Consider the following 24,779-nt stretch of genomic DNA (forward strand, 5'->3'; position numbering starts at 1 on the left):
TGATGCCAATAAAGTGGATCTACTACGTATGACTATAAAAAATGAGTTTCAAAGCGAGTATATTGTCTTTTATTAGCTTGACTCTTCTTCGGTCACTACCCAGATTCCTACCATGCGTTCACGTCTTTCCTCAGACTCGGTAAGAGTAATACGACAAAAAATTTGGCACCTGAAAAAATGGATTTTATTGGGTTTATTTTTGATTTCTATGCTGGGTGCTGTTGGTCTACAGCAGTGGTATTTTAATGAGGAAGGGATTGAAATTGCGATTAATTTACCCGTAAATCCGAATGGGAGATCTGATATTGCGGCGAACGCACGGGAAATGTGGCGTGGCTCCCAGATTTATATTAACGAAGTGAATCGTCAAGGTGGCGTTAATGGTCATCGTCTTAAGCTGACAAAGGTGGTGATGCAAGGAGCAGACCACGAAAAATACGCGGTAGAGCAAGCGAAAAAAACAGCAAATAGTGAGGCGATCGCCATGATTGGGGGATATTACAGTTCTCTAATGATTGCGGCGGGCAAAGTGTATGAAGATGCTGAAATGCCTGCAATTACAGGTATTGCCCTCGCCGATGAAGTGACAAAAGATAATAATTATTTCTTTCGAGTCGTGCCGAACCGCAGTTGGCGGAGCTCCTTTATCGCGAGCTATATTTACCAAGTTTTAGGCCATCGAAATGTGGGTATTGTTTTAGATCCTGAAGATATAGAATTCGGTCTAGGTTCCGCCCAGGATTTTAAAGCATCTTTTCAAGAGCAAGGAGGAACTGTCACAAATGAGTGGCTCATTAATGAACAGTCTCCAGAGGCGATCGCCACAGAATTAGTCGCGTTAAATCCAGACATTGCTTTTCTGGCCCTTCAGTCTGATCAAATTACCTCTGTGGTGAAAGCGGCACGACGCGAAGGGTTTGAGAATCCGATGTTTGTTGCTGTGTCTTCTTGGAGTGCCCAAAGCTTGGCCAACGAACTCGAAGAAAGAGAGAATCCCGGCGCACTCAGTCATGACGTCTACATGACGGCAGACCTCATCTATGATGTTGCCAGCAAAGTTGCTCTGGATTTCCGTCGCCAATATGCCACCCAATATGACAACGAAGAATTTCGTCCCGTCACTGCAATTTCCTATGACGTGACCAAGGCGATGGTTGCAGCCATTGAGAAAAGCAATGTTACTGGCCATGCCAATGCCATAAAAGAAGAACGTCAAAAAGTGCAGCAGGCGATCGCCAAATTAAATCGCCCAAGAAATGCTATTGACGGTTTGTCTGGTCAGATTTATTTCAACAATGATGGCGATGCCGAAAAACCACCTGCTGTGGGTATCTTCCAAAAACGACGTTTGATTTCTGCCTATGAGCAATTAAAAATCAACCCTGCATTTATCCCTTCCGTAAAAGAAGCGATTAAAGAAAAGGAAGAGGGCAAAAATATTACCCAGTTGGCTAAGATTCTGAATAAAGAGAAACTGCTTCTCGTAAATAATTTACCGATGAAAGTAGCTAATGTTATTTATACAGGAATTGATATCAATAAAGTCCTAGAAATTGATCAAAAAGAATCAAAATATAAGATCGATTTTTTCATTTGGTTTAAATATCATAAACGCGAGAATCTAGAGCCAAGATTAGTTGAATTTATTAATTCCTCTGAAAGTAGTCTAGCTATCGAAAATCCTGTTCAAGTAACAGTGAATGGCGAGATCATGACAGAAGACTATGAGGCTGAAGAAGGCGATTTGATCACTGAAGCTTACCGTGTCAAAGAAATATTTCAAGAGCCTTTCGAATTTTATGATTATCCTTTTGACACCCAAAATCTAGCGATTCGCCTCAGACACCAATCTCTCGATCGGAGTGAGATTTTATATGTGGTTGATTTGTTGGGGATGAGGGATACAGATTTGAGTCAAACTATAAAAAATTGGGAAACCCATAACGTATTTGACACGATTACAGACTGGCAACTAAAAAAGGTCTCTTTTTATCCCGACGTTCTGAGTAATTTATCTACTCTTGGATTTTCTGATGAAAATCGTAGTGGCGATCGCCTAGAATATTCCCGCTTTAACGCTGTGATCGAAGTAGAGCGAAATCGCAAAGCCTTTCTATTGAAAAATCTATTGCCGTTGATTTTTTTCTTGTTTGTTGGCTATATCAACTTTTTTATTCCCCTATCCCAAACGAAATTTGCAGCAGTCACAAGTCTATTGATGGCAGTGGTTTTCTTCCATCTAAACTTACTCAATAAATTACCAGAAAGAGTGGGCTATATCGTTGCTTTGGACTACGCTTTTTATTCGATCTATGCAATGTTAGGGTTTCAGATTTTGCTATTTGTAATTGGCTATTACAAGCCGATACGTGCTAATCCTCAATATTTGCAACGGTTAACTATGGCTGGGCAAATTGGTTATCCTGTGACGCTTGTGATTGCATTTGTGACATTCTTGATTATTTATGTCTAAGAAGGTGTCTGAAAAAAACATTATAAAAATCACATCAACCGACAAAATAATTGATTTTGATTCATCTTGTGAGAAATATCTAATGACGACAACTGATTAATGACTGAAATTCAAAAACTCAACTGTTAGAACTCTAATAATAAAAAATAGGTAGATGTCTTCACTATATTTGAAGTGATAAAAAATCAAATTCAAATATAAAGCATGAATATTAATTATTGATCTGACAGATATTTGTCATTGGTTTACCTATTTCTATTACTATATTTGACCTAACCAGGAAACGCCATATTGGAATTTAGACAATTTAATCTGCCTGAAGTTCAATCATGAAATGAAACACTGTCAAAAAGTTGACTTACATTGGTTGAACTCATCGGCCGACCAAGATAATAGCCTTGAATAATATCCGCACCACAGCGCTGAACCAAATTCATTTGTCTAACGGTTTCTACACCCTCTGCCACCACTGAAAACCCCAAATCATGACAAAGTTGTATGCTCGAAGAAAGTAGTATTTGCCCTCGTTGAGCTTCCTTTGTCGGGGCGAAAATCAGTTTTCTATCTAATTTGATTTCGTCTGCCTTTAAGGCTAATAAAGTAGTTAAAGAAGAATAACCTGCGCCGAAATCATCAATTGAAATACGATGACCTGCTGTTCGTAGTTGTTGAACAACTGACGCTAATGCTGATATTTCTACAGTATAAGTATGCTCAGTGATCTCTATATAAAAGCAAATATTGTGGTATTTTGCTCTGTCAATAAACTCTTTGACAGCCAATTGGTCTAATAAAAATTCTTTATCAAAATTAAGCGCAATAGGTGGCACCAACAATCCTTCTGACTGCCATCGTAGTATCTGCAAAAAGGCGAGATCTACAACCTTCTTGTCTATGATTTTCGAAAGTCCTTGTTGATAAAGTACTGGAAGAAAGGTGGGCGGCAGAATTTCTCCCTTATAATTTTGAAATCGGAGTAGAGCCTCTAATCCTACAAGCTCAAGAGATTGGGCATTAAATTTAGGTTGAAAATAAAGTAAAAATTGTCCACCTCTTAACTTTTTCAATACTTGTTGAGCCGAAGTCATGTTTTTCATCTTGGCTCGCTGTTTTGCTATAAATATTCGCTCTTGTTGGTGATTGACTTCTCCTTGAATGAAGTCATGAGCATCTTCACCAAAAAGATTTAATAGATAACTTGGAGCTTGATACTGACGACTAGAAAGTAACAAAAAAGGAAAATAAATACAGCTATCTACTACCAAACATAGAAACTGAGTCAAAACAGACAAACCAGATCCATCAGTTGCAGCATATGCGCTATAAAGCGGTGGTGACATCCAGTGAACAGGTGTGAGAGATAGGTGAAACAAGCCAAAGTGAACAGCAGAAAGGGCGATCGCCATATTGACAAATGGCACGACTACAAACGGAATCAAAAAAATAGGGTTTAAAAGGATTGGCAGCCCAAATAGCAGAATTTCATTAACATTAAAAAATGAAAAAGGGAGGCTTAACCGAGCAATAGATTTGAATTGTTTAATCCTCTTAGAGAAAAGAATCAAAAATGGGATGACAAAAGTTGATCCAGATCCTCCAATATTCATAAAAACATCATGAAAGGTTTTGAGTCTAATACTATAATTTTCACCATTTGGTATATCATTAATCAGCCGAAATAGACCATCAGCACTATGCTCTCCATGTAAACCAATAAACCAGGTGAAAAGTGAAATAGTTTTGTATAAAATCAGCTCTAAAATTTCAGATAATTGATAAAATCGTGGGTCAATGTATGCTACTACCCCAGAGAAGTCTATACAAAGAAAAATATTGATTATCTGACCAATAAACTCAAAATAGGCAACAGTTAATAGACCAGGAATAATTAAATTCAGTGTTTGTTTTAGACGGGGATTAATATCATTTTGATAAACAGTCAGTGGAATCTTTGAAAATTTCAAGAAGTAATGTAATAACCTAACTGCAATCCAAGTGCTAGGGATACTTGTAAGAATTGAACCATGGTAAGAAATGAGCTGAGCTGAGTCATTAACGATCAGAAATCCAGATACTCGAAAAAAACAAACCATCGCAATCAGAATTGTACCGATTTGATCGAGACCTTTTTCTTTGGCTAGAAGTGAGCTAAGCGATAAATTAACAAATAAAGGAATTAAAAAAAAATATAGTCGACTAATGTCATCTCCATTAATTGCTGATGCATCGGTCACCCCCCAAAACTCCAATAAGCTCGTCAAGCCAGAGAAGAGGACCAATATATTCATGACTAAAACAATTGGTAACAAGGAGAGAAAGGCTTCTCGAAGTAATAAGAAAGGTTTTATCTCAAATGATTCTTTAAGTAGTGATAGAGGATTTAATCGAACGAAGTAATTTCGCATGGAGATGAATCAGAAGATCAAGAGAGTACTATTGTTTAGGATAATTGTTCCTTGTTAAGCTGTAGAGGATATCTGAAAAGTATAGGCCGTTAGATGAAAAGGTGAATTCCTTAAATATTCACCTTAAAATCTCGCATTTTTGAGGTGATAGTATAATGAAAAATCCTGCCATAGTATAATTTTTGAAAAATAGACATATGAAAGAAAAATGCTTGTTTGACCAACTTTGGATTGTACTTCTACGAGGCTGTTTGAAAAGGCTCTAAGCGTAATATTTATTCTATTGGATAGAACGAAAAAGAGAGATTTTAGACTTTTTTGACAGTGAAATTACTGAGATCTCGATATCCAAAGTGAACTTTCCAAACACCCTCTAAAGAGAAATGAGAGGATTTAGAGATTGGATGTCTCTCGTAAGTCGTTAAGAGGCATCACTCAATCGAATTTTTCTTTGACTCTTACTCAATTCTTGAAAAGAAGAAAGCATTTATTCTGTCATATCGATAATGAAACTGAGATAAAATCTTACTAAAGGCGTTAAAGACAAGTATTACGTTGGAAATGGTGTGATTAGTGGCAAAGTCAGATAAACCATTGAGTCAAAAAGATAAGGCGATCGCCGATTTAGAAGAAGAACTGAATCAGGCTCGATTAGAGATAAAGGCGCTCCAGCAGTCCCATGACGAGGAACTCAGCCAAGCTCGATCAGAAATAAAAACACTTCGGCAAGCGCGCCAACAAGAAAGTCATCATAGAGAACAAATCGACAGTGAACTCAAAGCATCGCAGCAACTCCTACAGTTAGTGATGGATACGCTGCCTGAGGCGATTTTTTGGAAAGATCGGCATTCTGTTTACTTGGGCTGCAATCAAAATTTCGCGGAAGATGCAGGAGTTGGTTCTCCTCCAAATATTGTGGGGAAAACAGATTATGATTTGGCCTGGAAAACTGAAGAAGCCGACTTTTTTCGAGAATGCGATCAGCGTGTCATGTCATCAAATTGTGCAGAACTGGGCATTATTGAACCTCAGCTCCAGGGTGATGGTAAGCAGGCTTGGTTAGAAACAAATAAGGCACCTCTCCATAACAGTTGTGGTGAAGTCATCGGGATTCTCGGAACCTATCAAGATATTACCGAGCGTAAGCAAGCAGATATTGCTCTACAAAACCTAAACAAAAAACTTGAGCGACAAACTAATCGTTTGAAATTAGCGTTGGAGCTTGTGCAAAGTGAAAAAATGTCAGCACTAGGAAAAATGGTGGCTGGCATAGCCCATGAAATTAACAATCCAATGAATTTTATTCATGGCAATGTAACCCATCTTGAAGAATATACTAAGGAGCTACTGCAACTACTGGATTCATATCAGCAACAATACCCTGTACCACCTCAATCACTACAAGCAGAGTTGGAGGATGCCAATCTAAGCTTTCTGACACAGGATTTGACGAAAATTTTCCAGTCGATGAAAACAGGCTCTACTCGCATTCGAAATATTGTGCTGTCATTGCGTAATTTTTCTCGTCTTGGCGAGTCAGGATACAAATGGGTCGATCTTCATGAAGGCATCGACAGCACATTACTCTTTTTGCAGCATCGTCTGAAAACTCCAACAAAGTTTACGGGTATTCAGGTGATTAAAGAGTATGGCAATTTGCCTTTAGTCGAATGTTGTCCGAGGGAACTGAACCAAGTGTTCCTAAATTTGTTGACGAATTCAATCGATGCATTAGAGACGACAGCTCATAAATCCACACCAGAACAACAAGTGACACAGCCGACTATTCGGATTTCGACTCATCTCACGGCGGAAGAGCGGGTCAAAATTACGATCTCAGATAATGGTTTAGGTATACCGAAAATGATCGAATCTAGAATCTTTGATCCTTTTTTCTCGACTAAATCGATTGGTAAAGGGACTGGCTTAGGTTTATCGATTAGTTATCAGATTGTCACAGAGAAGCACAATGGTGCAATTTGGTTTGATTCGACGGAAGGATCAGGCTGTGAGTTTGTGATTGAAATTCCCCTCTGTCACTCTGAGGCAGTGTCAACTTAAGATATTCAATCGGCTAGTTTAACTGGTGATTATCATCGGCGATCGCCCGATCTGATTTCTCGGTGCTATCCCTTGATTATAAAGTCGCGCAATGGAACAGAGGTTGGCGATCGCCTCTATGTCATTTTTGATGTATTACAAAATTAATATATCTCTTCGTATTGAAATTAACCTGATTTTTGATTTGAAACGATAAACTTATCTTCACCACATTTAACTCAAGCTTAAATTGTCGTGTGTTCCACAATACACACAACCATAACTTAAATCATAAAACTCGTTTCTTTAGTCTTCTCTTAATATCAATGATCATAATCTTATTTGTATGTACTTAAGTATCTTCTTGAGTGCACTATGAATCAGATTTTGGTGGATTTAAATGAGAGCTAGTAATGTATTTTTGTCAGCATTTTATACTTTTGTAAGTCTCCTATTTCTCATTAATCCAGTTGATGCAAAAGCTACACAGAAAAGTACTTTTACAGTACCAATACACCGCTCGATGGACTATCAAGATATTAGGCACCAAGCAGAGCAACTGACGAATGCCTATATATCCTTAGCATTTACACAGAATCTTGATATAGAAGCATTACAGCTCGATGTGCTTGGAGAGAAAGCTGTAGAGATTGTCCCTCTATTTTCGATTTTTATTACACGCACTCAATGGCGAGAATCGCCCCATATTAGCGATTGGGTGTCTTATAACCAAGCTTCCTTCTCACTCCTTCAAAGTGATCAACCATTGATTGCTAGTGCAGAAGAAAATGATGTGGTTTCTAGCTCTTCTAGGACTACCTCCATAAACCTGGTTAATTTTCCTGCTATCGATGAATCTTTTGTCATTGATGAAGTGGATATTGACCAACTAATCAACGATGGTTTTAATCCTCAAGTGATCATTGATGACTTGGATTGAAAACCGATATTTGATTTGGCGAAAGTATCTCGATGTTAGATCTAGATTTCCCAAGCCAATGTACTTATTTCATCTATCAATATCTGATCTCAAAATAATTTCAACCAAGGGAAATCTTTCATGCCACACGACAATAAGCCTAGTAACTTTTCTGGCAATCGACCTTTTCATGATGTTCTGCAGAAGCGCATCTCCCGTCGCAATATGCTGAAAAAAAGCATGATTCTTTCTGCTGCAGGCTTTGTGGGGGCGATCGCCGGTGAAAATCTTCTCCGCCAAACCCCTGTTACTGCAAAAACATCCGCTGCTGCGAAAAAAGTTGCTAAAGGCAGTAGCCCCCTCATTGAGTTTGATGCAGTCCCCGTTGCCGCAGGGAATGGCTCTGTCCCAACTATTTCTGCCGATTATGAATATCAAGCTTTGATTCCTTGGGGGACTGCTTTAACAAACGAATATGACGATTGGGATGGGAACCCGGCAACCCGTCCCACCTCTGCTCAGCAGGCAAAAATGATTGGCATTGGTCACGACGGCATGACCTTTTTCCCTTTCAGAGGCCAAACTAACCATGGTCTGATTGCTGTCAATCATGAGTTTGGTCGTAACACCCATGTACTCGGCAAGAGTGCGCCAGAAACATTAGAGGATGTGCTCCTCTCCCAACATGCCCATGGTGTATCCGTCGTGGAAGTGAAAGCAAACCCTCAAGGTGTCTGGGAAGTGGTGAAAAACAGTGCTTATAATCGCCGTGTTCATGTGAATACACCTGTCACATTTAGCGGCCCTGTGGCAGGAGACTCGCTACTCGACACCCCCCAAGGCAATAGCCCTAAGGGCACTGTAAATAATTGCGCAAATGGCTTTACTCCCTGGAGGACATACCTGACTTGCGAAGAAAACTTTAATGGCTATTTCGGTGCCAATGGTAACTGGACACCCACAGCAGAACAAACTCGTTACGGTTTTAGTTCCTCTGGATTTGGCTATGGCTGGCAAAACTTTGATGATCGTTTCGATCTTTCAAACAGTCGCTATCGGAACGAAGATAATCGCTTTGGTTGGGTGGTTGAAATTGACCCGATGAGCCCTGATAAGCCTCCTGTGAAACGCACTGCCCTTGGTCGTTTTAAGCATGAAGGTGTTGGTGTGACTGTCGGTCGAGGTGGCCGAGTTGTTTGCTACATGGGCGATGACCAACGTTTTGACTATATTTATAAATTCGTGTCCGCTGCCAACTGGAAACGGATGATCAAGCAGGGTAAAAGTCCTTTAGATGAAGGGACATTGTATGTGGCTAGATTCAATGATGATGGCACTGGTGATTGGTTGGAACTAACCATTAATGATCCTAAATTAGCGGCGAAGTTTAGCAGTCAGGCTGAAGTGCTCACTTATGCACGCTTAGCAGCCGATGAGCTTGGTGCAACGCCGATGGATCGTCCTGAGTGGACAACGGTTGCTCCAGATGGAACAGTGTATTGTTCATTAACGAATAACAGCCGCCGCACCACTGATGACCCGACTGGTGCTAATCCGATTGAACTAGACGAGTTTGGTAATCCCTTGCGTGATTCTGATGGAGATATCGTTGGTAATCCGGATGGCCACATTATGAGCTGGGTGGATTCCAACAGACATACTGGCATAACTTTTGAGTGGGATATTTTTGTGCTTTCACGGGATACTCGCAATACAGAGTCCGTCTTTAGCGACCCTGATGGTTTGTGGGCTGATCCTGATGGTCGTTTGTTTATTCAAACGGATGGCGGTCAAAAGGATTCGCTCAATAATCAAATGTTGGTTGCTGATCCGAAAACCCATGAAATTCGCCGTCTATTTACTGGTGTGACTAGCGATGAAATTACTGGAATCGCTGTGACACCCGACCGCAAGACAATGTTTATTAACACTCAGCATCCAGGTAATGGTGATCCTTCACGGACTAATTTTCCTGTGGAGAATAATCCTGCAAATCCCAATGGCCCGATTCCCCGCGATTCAACCATTGTGATTAAGCGCAAAGATGGGGGAATTGTTGGCTCCTAAGTCGATTTGTTTGTGATTAGCGTTTGAGATAGCTCTGTCGGAGTGTTTTTCTGTTGGGGATGTAGAGATGTTTGTACCTGATGTGTTCCCGGTGCTTTGGCAGGGTTATCTTTTCTGCGCTCGATATTTTTAAGTTCTTTTTTATCTAATTTTTTGTGGGCGATCGCCTCTGTGTTGATGGTAAATTTCCAAGCCAAGGATCAGACTGGACAAATTAAACAAATTTTGCGCCATGCTCTCGATAACCGCGCGAGTGATATTCATCTAGAGCCGACGACTGATGGCTTAAAGATTCGCTATCGAGTCGATGGTATGTTGCGCCATATCCAGACGTTACCGCTGGAGATTAGTCGCAAATTAATCGTGGCGCTTAAGGTGATGTGCGATATGGATATTGCTGAAAGCCGTGTGCCGCAGGATGGACGAATTGGCGAAAAATACTTTGGTGGCGAACTCATCAAGGGTTTGGATTTGCGAGTTTCGACGTTGCCCTGTGTGAGCAATACCAAAGGGGATGTAGCGGAAAAAGCAGTGTTGCGGCTACTACGTCAGCAAAATTCGTTTAAAACAGTTGCCGATTTGGGGTTTTCGCGGCGATCGCGGTCGAAATTTGAAGGCTATCTCAATCAGCCCCAAGGCCTCGTGATTTTAACGGGGCCCACTGGATCCGGGAAAACCAGCACACTCTATACGAGTTTGGTTGGGGTGGCGACCGAGGAAGTCAATATCATTACGGTTGAAGATCCTGTGGAATACTTGTTGCCAAATATCACCCAAACCCAAGTGAATGAAGCCGCTGGGATGACATTCGCGAAAAGTCTGAAGGCGATTTTGCGTCAGGATCCAGACATCATCATGCTCGGTGAAATTCGTGACGCTGAAACAGTTGAAACCTCTATTCGTGCTGCGCTGACAGGACACCTTGTTTTGACGACGCTCCACACAAATGATGCAATTGGTGCCATTCCTCGTCTTAAGGATCTCGGCCCAGACCCAGCATTAATTAGTGATGCTTTGCTAGGTGTTGTCGCCCAAAGATTGATTCGGGTGAATTGTCCCCATTGCAGCGAACCCTATCAACCCATAGCTGCGGATTGGCATCAGCTGGATCTGACTCCCAAAGAATTTGCCTCAAAAAATTGGCGTAAGGGTCGTGGTTGTGAGCATTGTTTTGGGTCTGGCTATCTAGGGCGTGAAGCAATTGTGGAATTACTACATGTCGATGATGCGGTGCGACAAATTATTTATGAAGGTTCAATTACCCAGCTTCGTCACTATCTCCAGCAAAGTGAGTTTGAGTCGTTCCGGCGCGCGGCGATCGCCAAAGTGATTAATGGAATTACGACCGTGGAAGAAATTTGTCGAGTTTTACCGCGCAGCGTTTTGCAAAATCCACAGCCCCTTCTGAAAAAAAGATCACCCACTACTTTAATTAATGCATCCTAAAAACGTTTAGAAATTGTATGGATAAAAGCATATTTTTTATGGAAAAACAAAATATAAAATAGCTCTAACTATAATTTCTTAGAGCTATCTTTTCGGCGATTCAAACTTCCCTCAAAAAACAAGAGGATTTATTTGTTTTTCTTGCGGCGAGCTGCTGTAAATAAACCACTTAAAATAGGTAAGACAGCTGCAGGTGTTGGTACAGCATTAACACCAGTCAAAGAAATATTATAAGCACCAACTTCAAAAGGTTCATCTTGCCACCCTGCTAAAGTTCCGACTGAATCAAACCCAAAAGGAGGATCAGTGGGGTCATTAATAACACTACCAAAAGCATCCTCTGGTAAATAGCCCGAACCAGTGATACCTAAATAATAAATACCAGCAGCTAAATTACCTGAGATTTCAGACTCGACGACAAAGTTGTCAAAGTCAATATCGTCATTGCTGAGGACAACGTCACCAGTACTGTCAAATAGAAAAAGAGCTGTGTCAAAGTCAGTGCTTGTAGTCTCTGTAGTTGCAGAGAAGAAACTGCCATCAAGGGAGATTTTAAAAAGATCTGCAAAATCATTAGCGTCAAAATCAGTGTTGCCAGAGATCTCGGTAATGGCTCCGCTACCACCGATGACTTGTGCTGTTCCTAATAGTTCGCCAGCATCATCAACTTCTGTAAAACTTAAAGCTTGAGCAGAATGTGTGAAACCTAGACAGACACTCAGAGTTGAAAGAGCTGTCACACTAGCTGTTGTAAAAAGATTGGATTTAAACATCACTTTAAATATTTTGTGACCACAATTTTTGTGGAAGATTACTGAGCTAAACTTACCTAATTAAACACAATATATAAGTAGTTGTCACTAGGCTTTTGTGATGTTTTTTAAATGGTTTAAAGCTTAACCAAATCTTAGACTAATGTTGTATTTTAATATGCAAAATATTAATCTTTTGATCAACTATTTTTGTCCTTTTTGTATTAATGTTTTTGCGGATTTTATATGTGATTAGAATCTTGTTTAAGGCAGTTAAATTTTTGGATTATTGATTTTTTACTTAATAAATACTTGGATTGAATAAACAAATAGCCATCCCTATTGGAAAAATCTGGTGTCTGAGATAGGCGATCGCCACCATGGTCTGACGCAAGGAAACTATTTTGGAGCCTCTTGATTGGTTAGACTGGTTGGATGGTAAAGATTAAACCGCTACCAAACGATGTTGTGCAACTTATTGCCGCAGGGGAAGTGATTGATTCTCTGGGGGCAGTGGTGCGGGAGTTGGCGGAAAATGCGATTGATGCAGGCGCGACGAGAATTGGTATCGAAATTAATCCTAATCTTTGGAAAATTCGGGTGATTGATAACGGCTGCGGCATGGATCTCGATGATCTCGAACTTTGTGCGACGCCCCATAGCACCAGCAAGATTGGCGATCGCCATGACTTGGCTCACATTGCGAGTTTGGGGTTTCGAGGGGAGGCGCTGTATAGCATTGCGCAAGTGGCAAATCTCAATATTGCGAGTTGTACGGCGGGTGATACAGGTTATTTGCTCAAGGCTTATCAAGAGGACATTTCGACGGCGAGTTTACACCCGATGTCGGTGGGCAGCATCGTTACTGTAGATCGTCTGTTTGAGAATTTTCCGGTACGTCGCAATGCCCTGCCATCTCTGTCACAACAATTGAAAACGATTCAGCAAATTATTCATCATCTGGCGCTGTGCTATCCGCATATCACGTGGCAAGTGGGCAAAAACAATCAGCCATGGTTTCAGGTGTCTGCCGGAGAAACGGCCCTCGATATTCTGCCGCAACTCCTCAAGGCGATCGCCCCTAATGATTTGATTTATCGGCGGTTCACCTCTGCGGAACTAGAGCTTTTGGCACCAGATTGCGCGATTGAATTGGTATTGGGATTGCCAGATCGCTGCCATCGTCATCAACCAGATTGGCTTAAGTTGGCAGTGAATGGTCGCATCGTGAAATTCCCTGTCCTCGAAAACACCATTATCAAAGCGTTTTACCGGACGTTACCGCGCGATCGCCACCCGGTTTGTTTTGCCCATTTGCATCTGCCACCTCACCAAATCGATTGGAATCGTCACCCTGCCAAAAGTGAAATCTATCTGCAACATCAAGATCGTTGGCAGGAGACCATCAAAGAGGCGATCGCCAAGGCATTGCGATTAAGTGAGGCGAGTTTGCCGAAGCTAGAAAATCAGCGGGTTTTGAATCTGATGGTTGCAGCCGAACCTAGAGCTGAATATTCCGTCGCCACAAAGCCAAAAACTGCCGTCGAGACAGAGCCTGAAACGAAGCAATCGACTACTATAAATATCGATTTGAAAGTTATTGGGCAGTCCCGAAATACTTATATTTTGGTGGAGCATGAGGCTGGGATATGGCTCGTCGAACAGCATATTGCCCATGAGCGCGCCCTTTTCGAGCAATTGCAGGAACAGTGGCAAATTATCCCGAATCCTACGCCTATTATTCTCGGGAATCTTACTGCGAAACAACTTGAACAGCTCACCGAAAATCTTGGTCTTAGTCTCGAATCCTTCGGCGAAAATCTCTGGAAAGTGAACACTATTCCAGCAGCCCTGCAAACCTATCCCGACCTCGAAGCGGCTCTCCTTGAATTGGCAGATGGGGGAAATATCGACACAGCGCAAGCGGCGATCGCCTGTCGCACTGCGGTCAAAAATGGCACACCTCTAACCCAAGAAAAAATGCGAGACATTATTCAACAGTGGCAGCAGACAAAAAATCCCCACACTTGCCCCCACGGTCGCCCGATTTATTTATCCCTTGAAGAAACCTCTTTGTATCGTTTCTTTCGTCGTCATTGGGTATTAGGAAAAAGTCACGGCATCACTGAAAGTAAGCCTCCAAAATAATGTTCAATTATTCAATCTATGTCTACCATTAATCCTGAAAATATTGTTGTTTTTGCTGAGGAGATGCGGCAAATTGAAACTGAGATTTTCGCTCAGGAAATGCCAGTACCAGCTTTAATGGAAAAGGCTGCTCTCTCAATTTTTCAGCATATTCAAATCCATTATCCACAGTCAGAATATCTGTCAGTCAGCGTTTTGGTGGGTTCTGGTCATAATGGGGGCGATGCTTTAGTTGTGGCGCGAGAATTGCATCTGGCTGGCTATCAAGTTTTACTCTATTGTCCACTGCCAAAATTTAAATCGTTAACCCAAAAACATTTTGACTATGCTCAATTTCTTGGGATTGATTGCGCAGAAAATATTGATAATTTCTTGGATTGTAAATTAATTATCGATGGTTTATTTGGGTTTGGATTAGAGCGAGAAGTAACTGGTCATTTAGCTATTTTAATTGAACGAATTAATCAGAGAAATAAAACTGTTGTGAGTATCGATTTGCCGTCTGGTTTGCATACCGATACAGGTGAAGCGCTAGGCATTGCGATTGAGGCGACAGAGAGTTTATGTCTGGGTTTGTGGAAGCGGCTATATGTGCAAGACCAAGCCATCCCATACCTCGGTAAACCCACTCGCTTAGATTTTGGGATCCCAACCCAGCTCCTCGAACCTCACACAAAAATTCAACGCATCGATGTAACCATCGCGAAACGATTTTTACCATTGCGGCGATCGCCTCTAACCCATAAATACAAACAGGGAAATTTATTGTTGATTGGCGGGTCTGACCAATATGCAGGCAGCATTATCTTGGCGGGTTTGGGAGCGCGGGCAACGGGTGTCGGAATGCTAACAATCGCTGTCCCAAAATCTCTCAAGCCTTTGGTGGTGGCGCGACTCCCCGAAGCACTGGTGATTGGCTGTCCTGAAACAGAAGACGGTGCGATCGCCGAATTACCTGATTTAGACTTTGTGAAGTATGGGGCGATCGCCTGTGGTTGTGGCTTAACGCTGCAAGGAGCGACCAACATCATGCCGAAGTTAGTGAAGCAGGAAGTGCCATTAATTCTCGATGCCGATGCTCTGAACTGGTTAGCCCAAAATAATCTCAGCCAAATTCAAAATCGCCAAGCTCCAACGGTTTTAACGCCACACCTCGGAGAATTTAGACGAATTTTTCCGATGATTGAAGAGACGGGCGATCGCCTCACCATGACTCAACAAGCCGCCCAACTCAGTAACACCATCACCTTACTCAAAGGCGCAAAAACCATCGTTGCCAATCCCAACGGACAAATCTATTGCAGTACCGCAAGTACTCCAGCTCTTGCTCGTGGTGGTAGTGGCGATGTGTTGTTGGGAATTGCCGGAGGTCTCTTATCTCAAAATCCAACCAAGCCTCTGGAAGTAACTGCAACAGCCGCATGGTGGCATGCCCAAGCCGGGATTCTTGCCGCGAAAGAACAAACCCTTGCCGGAGTAGATGGCGTGACCCTCGCTACTTATCTCACCAAATTTCTGACAACTATGGATACTTGCATGTAGGGGCGTTTCGGGAAATGTCCTCATGATCGCCTAACCAAACTTAAACACTTGCCCCAAAACTTTTAGTGGCGCATCATTCCAATAGTCGATGTGGGAAATAATTAAATCCTGTTCGTTCACTTCCAGTAGGCTATAGCCGGAAATACTTAAACGCGGCTGCCAAGGGAGAGGACAGGTCATATTGAGTGTCCAGTCGGTACAAATCGTTGCATTATCACGCTGAATCTCGTGCAACTCAAGCTGAATATTCTGAAACCAGCGACCGAGAAAACCAATCATTTTCTTATACTTTGTCACCCCTCGAAATTCATTGAGTGGATCTTTAAAAAAGACATCATCTGCATAAATCTCAAAGGTCTGCTCCTTTGGAAATTGCTGATAATCTCGCTGCAAAATTTCGATGATATCCATGGGGTAAAACCAATTAATTTCAAGAGAGTATCCCCATCCTTCCTTGGGGAAGGTCCCCGAAGGGGGGAAGGGGTTCCCATATGTTTATTCAAAAGGAGAATTTTGAGTAATCCAATGGGTGATCGCCGCAACAACATCCTCTGAATGATTACAAACATCACCTTCAGAAAACCTTAAAAACTTCACGCCGAATGATTCTATTGTCCGTTGTCGAATTTCATCTTTGAGTTGAGCATTTTCATCATTGTGACTTGCGCCATCAACCTCGATTGCAAGCATCAGATCTTTGCAATAGAAATCAACGATAAAGTCATCAATGGGTCGTTGGCGATCAAAGTTATACCCCAGCAACTTTTTTCCTTTGAGATACTGCCAGAGAGTTGCTTCTCCTCGCGTCATATTCTTGCGGAGTTCACGAGCTAACGCCTTGAGATGCGGCCTGTAGGGAATGATCTTTGGCATCTGGTATTTTCAAAATAAGTCCTAAAAACAATTTATGTCCTTCCTTGGGGAAGGTACCCGAAGGGGGGAAGGGGTTTCAGTAGTTTATGTCACCTACCAGAATTTCCTAACCTTTCCATCTGAAGAGAAAAACGTCAACCTGCATTTGCAAACTTTCTGACTTTAATCCATTGCACAATTCCTAAAGATTTGTCATGAGTTGCGACACTTATCGAAACCCCTTCCGGCCTATCGGCCACCTTCCCTAAGGAAGGACGTTAGAGAAAATATTCTTGGCACATCTGACGGTATTCTTCTTTGTCCTCTGCATCACGGCTGTAGAGCAAATAATCCTGAAGGTAACGGCAACCCCGCGCAATCATCTCATCAAGGGTCTCCATCTTCCACAGGCGCACAGTATCGTCTCCAGAAGCAGAGGCAATTGTCTTTCCATCGGGGCTAAATCTTACGTCAAAAACTCTGTCAGTATGACCTTGGAATACAGCCAGCTCATCTCCTTGCAAGTTCCATAGTCTCACTGTTCCATCCTTAGAAGCAGAAGCAATCGTTTCTCCATCGGGACTAAATGCAATATTCCAAACTTCGTCAGTATGACCTTGGAATACAGCTAACTCTTCTCCTTTCAAGTTCCACAACCTCACTGTTCTGTCTCTAGAAATAGAAGCGAGGATTTGACCATCGGGACTAAACCTTACCTTGATAACCTCATTGGTATGACCTTTAAGCACAGCAATGCTTTGTCCTTTTATGTTCCACAACCGCACTGTATTGTCATCAGAAGCAGAGGCAAGGATTTGACCATCAGGGCTAAATCGTATGTTCCCAATTCCGCTAGTATGACCTTGAAATACAACCAACTCGTCTCCTTGCAAATTCCACAGTCGCACTGTGTTATCTCTGGAAGAAGAGGCAATGGTTTGACCATTAGGACTAAATCTCACGTCAAAAACCACATTAGTATGGTTTTGAAGGATGGCTAACTCTTCTCCTTGTAAGTTCCATAATCGTATTGTGCTGTCATCAGAAGCCGAAGCGAGAGTTTGACCATCTGGACTAAATCTAATTTCAGAAACCCTATCAGTGTGGCCTTGTAAGATAGCGAACTCCTCTCTCTGTAAATTCCATAGTCGCACTGTGTTGTCAGCGGAAGCCGAAGCAAGGGTTCGACTATCTGGACTAAATCTTATATCCCAAACTAAGTCAGTGTGACCTTGAAGGGTAATAGATTGTTTTCTCTGAAAGTCCCATAGCTTTACCGCGTTGTCTAAAGAAGCCGAAGCGAGAGTTTGACCATCTGGGCTAAATCTTACACGTCCCGTATAACCTAGGAGAACAACAGATGCTTCGCCTCCGAAACTCCATAGTCGTACGGTGTTATCCGGGGAGCCAGAAGCGAGGGTTTGACCGTCAGGACTAAATCTCACATCCCAAACTTCATCGGCGTGACCTTCAAGCACGGCTAACTCTTCCCCTTTCAAGTTCCATAGTCGAACTGTCTTATCTTCAGCTGCTGAAGCGAGGATTTGGCCATCTGGACTAAAGCTCACATCCCAAACTCGGGCGGTATGACCTTGAAGAACGGCTAACTCTTCCCCCTTCAAGTTCCATAGTCGTACCGTATTATCGAAAGAAGCCGAAGCGAGAGTTTGCCCATCTGGGCTGAATCTCACCTCCCAAACTTGATCGGTATGACCTTGAAGAACGACTAGCTCTTCCCCTTTCAAGTTCCATAGTCGTACCGTGTTATCGAAAGAAGCCGAAGCAAGAGTTTGACCATCTGGGCTGAATCTTACTCCGTAAACCTCAGAAATATGGCCTTGAAGTGTAACTAACTCTTCTCCTTGCAAGTTCCATAGTCGTATTGTGTTATCGACAGAAGCCGAAGCGAGAGTTTGACCATCAGGACTAAATCTAACCTCAATAACCTCATCAGTGTGACCTTGGAGAACGGCTAATTCTTCCCCTTCTAAGTTCCATAGTCTTACCATGTTGTCTGAAGAAACCGAAGCGAGAGTTTGACCATCTGGGCTAAATCTCACATCCAAAACTACATCGGCATGACCTTCAAGCACAGCCAACTCTTCCCCCTTCAAGTTCCATAGTCGTAACGTGTTATCTGAAGACGCCGAAGCAAAAGTTTGACCATCTGGACTGAATCTCACCTCCCAAACTACATCGGTATGACCTTCAAGGACGGCTAATTCCTCACCCTGTAAGTTCCATAGTCGCACTGTTCCATCCGCAGAAGCCGAAGCGAGGGTTTGACCATCTGGACTGAACCTGATATCACTGACACTCTCGATATGTCCTTTGAGCAGATTTTTAGTACGAAGCTGATTTAAATTTTTTTGTAACGTTGAGATTGGACTATAGACCGAATATTGAATGTGCTCTTTTTCGTGCGCTTTTGAGACCAGTTCTTTGGCGAGAGCAATGGATTCTAGAGTTGTCTCGATACGTTGAAATGGTGAAACTTCAAATTTTTTCGACAACAAAATACCTTGTTGTTCACGCTGTTCCCATTCGGTTTCAGTCTTGGCGAGCTTTTGCTGATTTTGAGAAACTTTTGCGCTTACTCCAGCAATTCCTGCCACAATGATAGCGACTGCTGACAAAACACTCGTGACCTTTAAGTTTCGAACACTACGACGATTTTCTTGTTCTAGATTCTGCTTTAGTTCTTTTGCTGTAGAGACTTCTAACTGAATATCAGCCAAGCTTTTCTCTGCTGCTTCTCGCTTAGCAACCTCCGCCTGAAACAAGACCTCAAAATCTTGCTCTTCGATCGCCCGCACATATTCCACTAGATAATCATGTACGAGCTGATATTTTGTCGTTTCACCGTCGCGATCCTGCACCTCTGAAACCAGATCCGACAACACCAAAATCTGCAATATCATCTCGACATTCTCTGTTCCTTGCCCAAGTTGCTGTATCCCAGTTTCGAGTTCATCAAAACTTTTAATCGGTCGTCTACCCTGCTTATCCGTCAGCAGAAACATGAGTTGATATGCCAACTTCTGATTGTCTGTTGCGCCACAATCCCTGACCACCGCATCCAGATAGCTCCGCACCAAAACCGCCTTCGGTGACTGTTTTTCCTTGACCCCTTTGATGGAAGCTTGCTGCTGATATTCTGCGAGAGTTGTGATGCCGCCTGCCGTTTCCTCTAGTTGTCGTCCGATAATCTGTAGCTCAATAGGTCTTACTCGTTCCGTCGTTGGATCAAGAAGGTCATCCACCACCACTGCAATAAGACCTTGATCTGGCTGAAAACTTGTTCGTTCCGTTAGCCTTTGGAAAACTTGGATTGCCTCATCCCGCGAGAAATTTTTTAGTTCGTAGCCATTGTCTCGACTGAGTAGATCAATGATTTGATTACCTCGTTTCAGTTGGTCGCGCCCCAACAAGAAATGCATATAGTCCCGCCGCAGCGAAAAGACGAGATTCACATGGGTAGTTTCGTTGGTTAGACGTCCCAGTAGCTCAAAAAATTGTTGGCGTTCTGTTTCCTGCTCATAGGTAAAAAAGAACTCCTCAAACTGATCAAAAATCAGCACCACTAATTGAGACTTTTGGTCACAGCTTTTCAGCACCTCAAAAATTTGTTCTTCTATATTCTCCCCCCTTCCAAAGGAGGACTGGGGGGGATCCTCATTAAGTCCCAAGCCTTGCCGATCCGTTTGTACCGAATTTTGTGGGTTAGATCCCCCTAAATCCCCCTTATCAAGGGGGACTTCTGTATTTGCTCCCTCCTTTAGTAAGGGGGGCTGGGGGGGATCCCTAAGAGGCTGTGCAGCACTCTGGACAATCCCTCCCTTTGACAGGGAGGCCTCTACCTTTTCCCCCCTTTCCAAAGCAGGGGGGCTGGGGGGATCTTCAGAAAGTCTAATATTCTCAGAGTTCGTTTGTTGCGACGACTGCGGATTGGATCCCCCTAAATCCCCCTTAGTCAAGGGGGGCTGGGGGGGATCCTCAATAGGTTGCGAAATATTAGATCCCCCTAAATCCCCCTTATCAAGGGGGACTTTGTTAAGTAATTCCGACAGTAAATTGTCCTGCCAATCCCCATAACTCCGAAACGTTACCTGCACATATCCATTCGGCGCTGACCGCTGACTCTTCGCCAACTCAGGAATCAAACCCGCATTCACCAAAGAACTTTTCCCGACACCCGAGTAGCCATAAATCACCGTTACCGCATGTTCGATACCTGTAATCCAGCCCACCAACTTTTCGACATCCTCACCCCGACCCGATGCCCGAATCGCCACCGACATGCCATCCTCATCCCGCCGCTGCTGAATCCGAGTTGCCCCGATAAACGATTTGAAACTGTACTCGTATTCCGCTAACTGCTTCTGTTCTTTTGCTCTGTAAGCTTCGAGATAGCGACCCAGCTCAAACAATATTTGTCGCTTCAGTTCGAGTAGACGGACATGGGCGCGGGACAAACTTTCACTATCGAGGCTTTCCTCTGCTTCCTCTAATAACGCTAAAGCACCCTCTAGTTTCTGCTCTTCGTAATAAATCTGAGCCAAACTCTGTCGCGCTAGGGCATAGGTGAAATTTTCATCCTCAAGCTCTCGGACAACAGGATCTAAATATTGCTTGGCTTGCTGATTTTTTCCTTGGAAGAGCAGCGCATCCCCTAACCAAAATTGAGTTTTTAGATATAGCTTGCGCGATGATTTAGATTGTTGATTTTCTAGGAGCGCAAGGGATCGCCGAGCGTAGGTTTCTAGCTCATCCCATTTCTCTAGATAGCTCAGAATGCGCTGCCATCTCGGAAATGCCCACGTGATTGCGTCGTCTCTGCCGCAACTCTGCCATGCCTCTATCGATTGATTGATATAGCCGTAGCTCTGCTGCCAAAACGAATGTGGTTGCTGCTGCTCTTCGATGAGGCGCTTTAGTCTATCCGGTGAAATATAGGAGACATATTCTTGATCTGAAAACGCTCGTGAATAATAAATGCGTGACAGAAAATAATAAACACAGCCAATGGAAAAGCGATCGCCCAGCTCTTGATACAGCTCAATTGCTTTTTGGTAATGTTCAATGGCTAGCTCAGGCTGATAGATGCGCTGGCAAGTAATCCCGAAAAGCGTATAAAAACAAGCGATGGTTTTCTGCTCAAACTGCGCTAAAAGATTTTCTTGAATTAGCGATAATTCTGGCTTGAGGAGCGTTGCGAGTTCAACCGTAAATGACTGTTTTTTTGGAATACGACCTTCGAGATTATTGAGATAGATTTCGTAGGTAGAGTTGACGAAACGATTTAACTCTTGGGCATTAGCCACAAAGCCTACACCCACTGACCAACTTTCCAGATCGGGCGCAGAGTTCATCACTTCCCGGAATGCATCCTGAGTGAGCCAACAGACCATCGGCATCGGATAATCCCGCTTTAAAGATTCCCTCACCTGATTAATCGCAGTTAACAATTCTGGTAACTTTTCGATCCGCTCAAACCCTCGAATTAAGAGCCCATCAATATCATTGCGATGCGAGAGATTGCCCTGTTGCGCCAAAGCATCCAGCAAAGAGATTGTGTCGGGCTGAAGCTCAATCACTTCGAGATTTAGATCCGGTGTTTCAAGGAGAGCGTTGATGAGGCGATCGCGCAGAAACCGATAATTACAATGGGCAAAAATCAGCGCAAACTCACCCTGATAAATGGCGATCGTATCGCGCAGCTGCTCCAGGGAATTGTATTGCTCTACCGTGAAATGGATATCCTCTGCCATCGTGCCCTGTTCCTAATCTAGGCTTGCAGATCCTGTAATTTTTCTGCTCCCATGATAATCGGGTTTAAATCGAACCAAGAGGTTTGTGCCTCCTGATATTCAAACACCAACCGACTCGCAATCAATTTGTTGTAGTCGCGATCGCCCCCAATCTTTTTTGTTTGATAGACTTCCCGCAACATCTCATATTCCCCGTCATCCATGCTGAGAATCATGTTGTTAGAGCGCTGACGGATTTTCTCTTCGAGGGTCGCTTGGGTGAGTTTATCCTTACGCCAATCCTTTAAAGCCCAGTCCGACAATAGTTGCAATAAATTGCGCACGTGGCCACCACTAACCCGACACAAATGATTTAGGCTCTCTGGATCTTCAAAAACCTCTGTAATGTGAGCGTCCCATTCTTCTGGCTTTAAATCAGGAAATGCCCGCACTAAAACCATTTCGCGCATTTTCGCTAAACCTGCCGGATTATCCTCACCCGTCTTCGTTTTAATCCGCACCATCGGTAATGTTTTCGGCTGGGGGTTGTAGCGCGTCTCAATCAAACCGAAGCGATCGCCAAACCGGAGGGCTAGCGGCATCGTATAAACCATGTGACAGGGAAAAGACTGCAACACTTCTGCCTGTCCGATAAATAAATCCTCATGCTGATTGCGATTGTCGCCGCGTTCTACCCGATCGAGGTTATCGACGATCACCACCAATCCTTTCTTGTCCTGCTCCCGCACCAAATTCACCAACGGCTCAACCAATTCCTCATTGATATCCCGCAGCAACTCCGTTTTAATCGACCCCAAATAACGATTTAACTTTTCCCGCAATGCACTATCAATTTTGGCTTTTGCCGTAATTTTCGCGAATCCAGTCCCCACCGAAAAACTGCCATCACCCTGCACCGACGCGCCAATGCCACCCGCCTCGACTGCAAACTCATTCACCTCAATCGGAATATTTAAAACCTCTTTTGTCTTCTCGAAAATTCCTTTTAAGCCTCGCGCTGGTGGCAGCTTTGCTTCCGTAAAACTTCGATCAATACAAATGGCGATCGCTAACAGGACATCCACGATGCTGACATCTGCCTTTTCGAGGTAATCGGTCGATTCAAAATAAACTGTGAAATAGCCCTCTTGGTTGAGCTTGTGACGGAGAGCAAGAAGTTCCGTGGATTTGCCGCAACCAATATGCCCCGTAAATAAATGGCAGGTGTGATCCTCTGGAAAAATATCGATGCCATCAAAAATTTCATCCACCACCTGATCGCCGCGCACTTCAGAGAAATCCACATAAAAACGCTTATCCTCTGGGTCTCCAATATTCAAGGTTCCGTCTGGCTTCAAACGACGAATAAACCCTCTGAAATCAAATGACATCGCGACTGACCTAGGCTGAATAACGGCGGTTGCCTTAATAATAGGTCGAGATTCCGGCGGTAAAAATAATCAGTGACAGGACATTACTCTGCGCTCTGAGCCACAAGGGGATAAAGAGGTTCTTGCCCATTCAGTTGCCAAATACTAATCACCAAAACCGTTGCCACTGTTAGCCAGAGACAAGATGGCAAAATGATCCAGGCCGCTAAAGGAAGTACCTGCCAGTAGGCGATCGCCACTGCGAAAGAAGACAACAGAGGCCCCATAATTACCACTGGAACGGCAGCACCTAAACGACCTTCGACTGTGAAAATTGTGTTCCAAGTGTCACCGAGGGCGAGGTGAATCGCGTAGATAATCAAAGGCAAACTGAGAAAATTTTCGCTAGTGGCCAACCAAATATAGTAAGCAGACACAACTCGTAAAACCGCGATACTCATCCACACAATCGGAAATGCCAAAGGTGGTGGTGACCAAGTAGGGCGTTGGACAGAATCATAGCGTCTACCCGAGCGAGTATTGTCTAGGGGCGAAAAGAGGCGCGATCGCAACGTAAAAAACGCAAAAAATCCGCAAACCGCTGTGACCGTCATCCATGGTTGCGAAAAATATTGAGTCACCTGTGGCAGAAGAAAATTCATCCCCCAGAGCAGCGCCACTAATAATCCAATTTGGAGCGCTGTACCGAGAATATAGTTGACGGTCGCTTTCCCATCGAACTGTGGATTCTCTAGATCTGTCGCAATTTTTTTATCGTCATTGGCTTTTTCCTCGACGCCCATGACCGTTTGGACGCCGGATTTAACAATATTTTTTGAGTCCATCGTAGTGGTCTTGCCTAATCGCAGTATTAAAAAAGTGGTGTTTAAAAAGTATTGATGATCGTAAACGATTCCATGCGACGGCTCTAGATTTTTGGTATTGGTGACATAGGAGAGGATACTTGCAGTAACAGATCCACAAGAAGCTGAATGCATAGATATCTACTTTTTTA

The 24,779-nt window shown here is 43.2% G+C and carries 15 protein-coding genes; 7 read left to right on the forward strand and 8 right to left on the reverse strand.

What is annotated here, in order from left to right; all coding sequences use genetic code 11:
* Window positions 1–112: 112 nt before the first annotated feature.
* Entirely contained in the window at window positions 113–2,473 is a 2,361-nt protein-coding gene (locus LEPTO7376_RS06050; RefSeq protein WP_015133329.1) for an ABC transporter substrate-binding protein, read from the forward strand.
* Window positions 2,474–2,796: 323 nt separating this feature from the next.
* Here LEPTO7376_RS06050 and LEPTO7376_RS06055 read toward each other — a convergent pair whose 3' ends face one another.
* Window positions 2,797–4,878: an EAL domain-containing protein gene (locus LEPTO7376_RS06055; RefSeq protein ID WP_015133330.1), complete on the reverse strand. Its 2,082-nt coding sequence runs from the start codon at window positions 4,876–4,878 to the stop codon at window positions 2,797–2,799.
* Window positions 4,879–5,451: 573 nt separating this feature from the next.
* Between LEPTO7376_RS06055 and LEPTO7376_RS06060 the strand changes: the two genes are divergently transcribed.
* The 3 genes from LEPTO7376_RS06060 to LEPTO7376_RS06070 all read left to right on the forward strand — a co-directional run bounded on the left by LEPTO7376_RS06060 (window position 5,452) and on the right by LEPTO7376_RS06070 (window position 9,904).
* Window positions 5,452–6,939: a sensor histidine kinase gene (locus LEPTO7376_RS06060; RefSeq protein WP_015133331.1), complete on the forward strand. Its 1,488-nt coding sequence runs from the start codon at window positions 5,452–5,454 to the stop codon at window positions 6,937–6,939.
* Window positions 6,940–7,339: 400 nt separating this feature from the next.
* Window positions 7,340–7,858 carry a hypothetical protein gene (locus tag LEPTO7376_RS06065; RefSeq protein ID WP_160148390.1) on the forward strand — a complete coding sequence of 173 codons (519 nt, stop codon included), beginning with the start codon at window positions 7,340–7,342 and terminating at the stop codon, window positions 7,856–7,858.
* Window positions 7,859–7,978: 120 nt separating this feature from the next.
* Window positions 7,979–9,904: a PhoX family phosphatase gene (locus LEPTO7376_RS06070; RefSeq protein ID WP_015133333.1), complete on the forward strand. Its 1,926-nt coding sequence runs from the start codon at window positions 7,979–7,981 to the stop codon at window positions 9,902–9,904.
* Here LEPTO7376_RS06070 and LEPTO7376_RS06075 read toward each other — a convergent pair.
* Window positions 9,901–10,101, reverse strand: coding sequence for a hypothetical protein (locus LEPTO7376_RS06075; protein ID WP_041763210.1), 201 nt, complete (start codon window positions 10,099–10,101; stop codon window positions 9,901–9,903). The two genes, LEPTO7376_RS06070 and LEPTO7376_RS06075, sit on opposite strands and share 4 nt — an antisense overlap.
* Between LEPTO7376_RS06075 and LEPTO7376_RS06080 the strand changes: the two genes are divergently transcribed.
* Complete coding sequence (locus tag LEPTO7376_RS06080; protein ID WP_015133334.1) at window positions 10,082–11,350, forward strand: GspE/PulE family protein; 1,269 nt, start codon at window positions 10,082–10,084, stop codon at window positions 11,348–11,350. The genes LEPTO7376_RS06075 and LEPTO7376_RS06080 overlap by 20 nt on opposite strands.
* Window positions 11,351–11,478: 128 nt before the next feature.
* On the opposite strand, the gene LEPTO7376_RS06085 is transcribed toward LEPTO7376_RS06080, so the two are convergent.
* Window positions 11,479–12,123, reverse strand: a complete 645-nt coding sequence (locus LEPTO7376_RS06085) for a PTPA-CTERM sorting domain-containing protein (protein ID WP_015133335.1) — start codon at window positions 12,121–12,123, stop codon at window positions 11,479–11,481.
* A gap of 414 nt (window positions 12,124–12,537) precedes the next feature.
* Between LEPTO7376_RS06085 and mutL the strand changes: the two genes are divergently transcribed.
* Window positions 12,538–14,250: a DNA mismatch repair endonuclease MutL gene (gene mutL / locus LEPTO7376_RS06090; RefSeq protein WP_015133336.1), complete on the forward strand. Its 1,713-nt coding sequence runs from the start codon at window positions 12,538–12,540 to the stop codon at window positions 14,248–14,250.
* A gap of 18 nt (window positions 14,251–14,268) precedes the next feature.
* The gene (locus tag LEPTO7376_RS06095) at window positions 14,269–15,792 is read left to right on the forward strand and encodes a bifunctional ADP-dependent NAD(P)H-hydrate dehydratase/NAD(P)H-hydrate epimerase (protein WP_015133337.1); all 1,524 of its coding nucleotides are present in this window, start codon (window positions 14,269–14,271) and stop codon (window positions 15,790–15,792) included.
* A gap of 30 nt (window positions 15,793–15,822) precedes the next feature.
* On the opposite strand, the gene LEPTO7376_RS06100 is transcribed toward LEPTO7376_RS06095, so the two are convergent.
* From LEPTO7376_RS06100 to LEPTO7376_RS06120, 5 genes are all read right to left on the reverse strand, one after another.
* Window positions 15,823–16,203 (reverse strand): DUF2358 domain-containing protein, encoded by a 381-nt coding sequence (locus LEPTO7376_RS06100; RefSeq protein WP_015133338.1) that lies wholly within the window; start codon window positions 16,201–16,203, stop codon window positions 15,823–15,825.
* A gap of 84 nt (window positions 16,204–16,287) precedes the next feature.
* Window positions 16,288–16,665 carry an endonuclease domain-containing protein gene (locus LEPTO7376_RS06105; RefSeq protein ID WP_015133339.1) on the reverse strand — a complete coding sequence of 126 codons (378 nt, stop codon included), beginning with the start codon at window positions 16,663–16,665 and terminating at the stop codon, window positions 16,288–16,290.
* Between the two features lie 257 nt (window positions 16,666–16,922).
* Window positions 16,923–22,415: a WD40 repeat domain-containing protein gene (locus tag LEPTO7376_RS23265; RefSeq protein ID WP_015133340.1), complete on the reverse strand. Its 5,493-nt coding sequence runs from the start codon at window positions 22,413–22,415 to the stop codon at window positions 16,923–16,925.
* A 17-nt stretch (window positions 22,416–22,432) separates the two neighbouring features.
* Window positions 22,433–23,785 carry a hypothetical protein gene (locus LEPTO7376_RS06115; protein WP_015133341.1) on the reverse strand — a complete coding sequence of 451 codons (1,353 nt, stop codon included), beginning with the start codon at window positions 23,783–23,785 and terminating at the stop codon, window positions 22,433–22,435.
* Window positions 23,786–23,868: 83 nt separating this feature from the next.
* Window positions 23,869–24,609 carry a TspO/MBR family protein gene (locus tag LEPTO7376_RS06120; RefSeq protein WP_041763212.1) on the reverse strand — a complete coding sequence of 247 codons (741 nt, stop codon included), beginning with the start codon at window positions 24,607–24,609 and terminating at the stop codon, window positions 23,869–23,871.
* Window positions 24,610–24,779: the final 170 nt, after the last annotated feature.

The sequence above is a fragment of the [Leptolyngbya] sp. PCC 7376 genome (genome assembly GCF_000316605.1).
Classification (GTDB): domain Bacteria; phylum Cyanobacteriota; class Cyanobacteriia; order Cyanobacteriales; family MRBY01; genus MRBY01.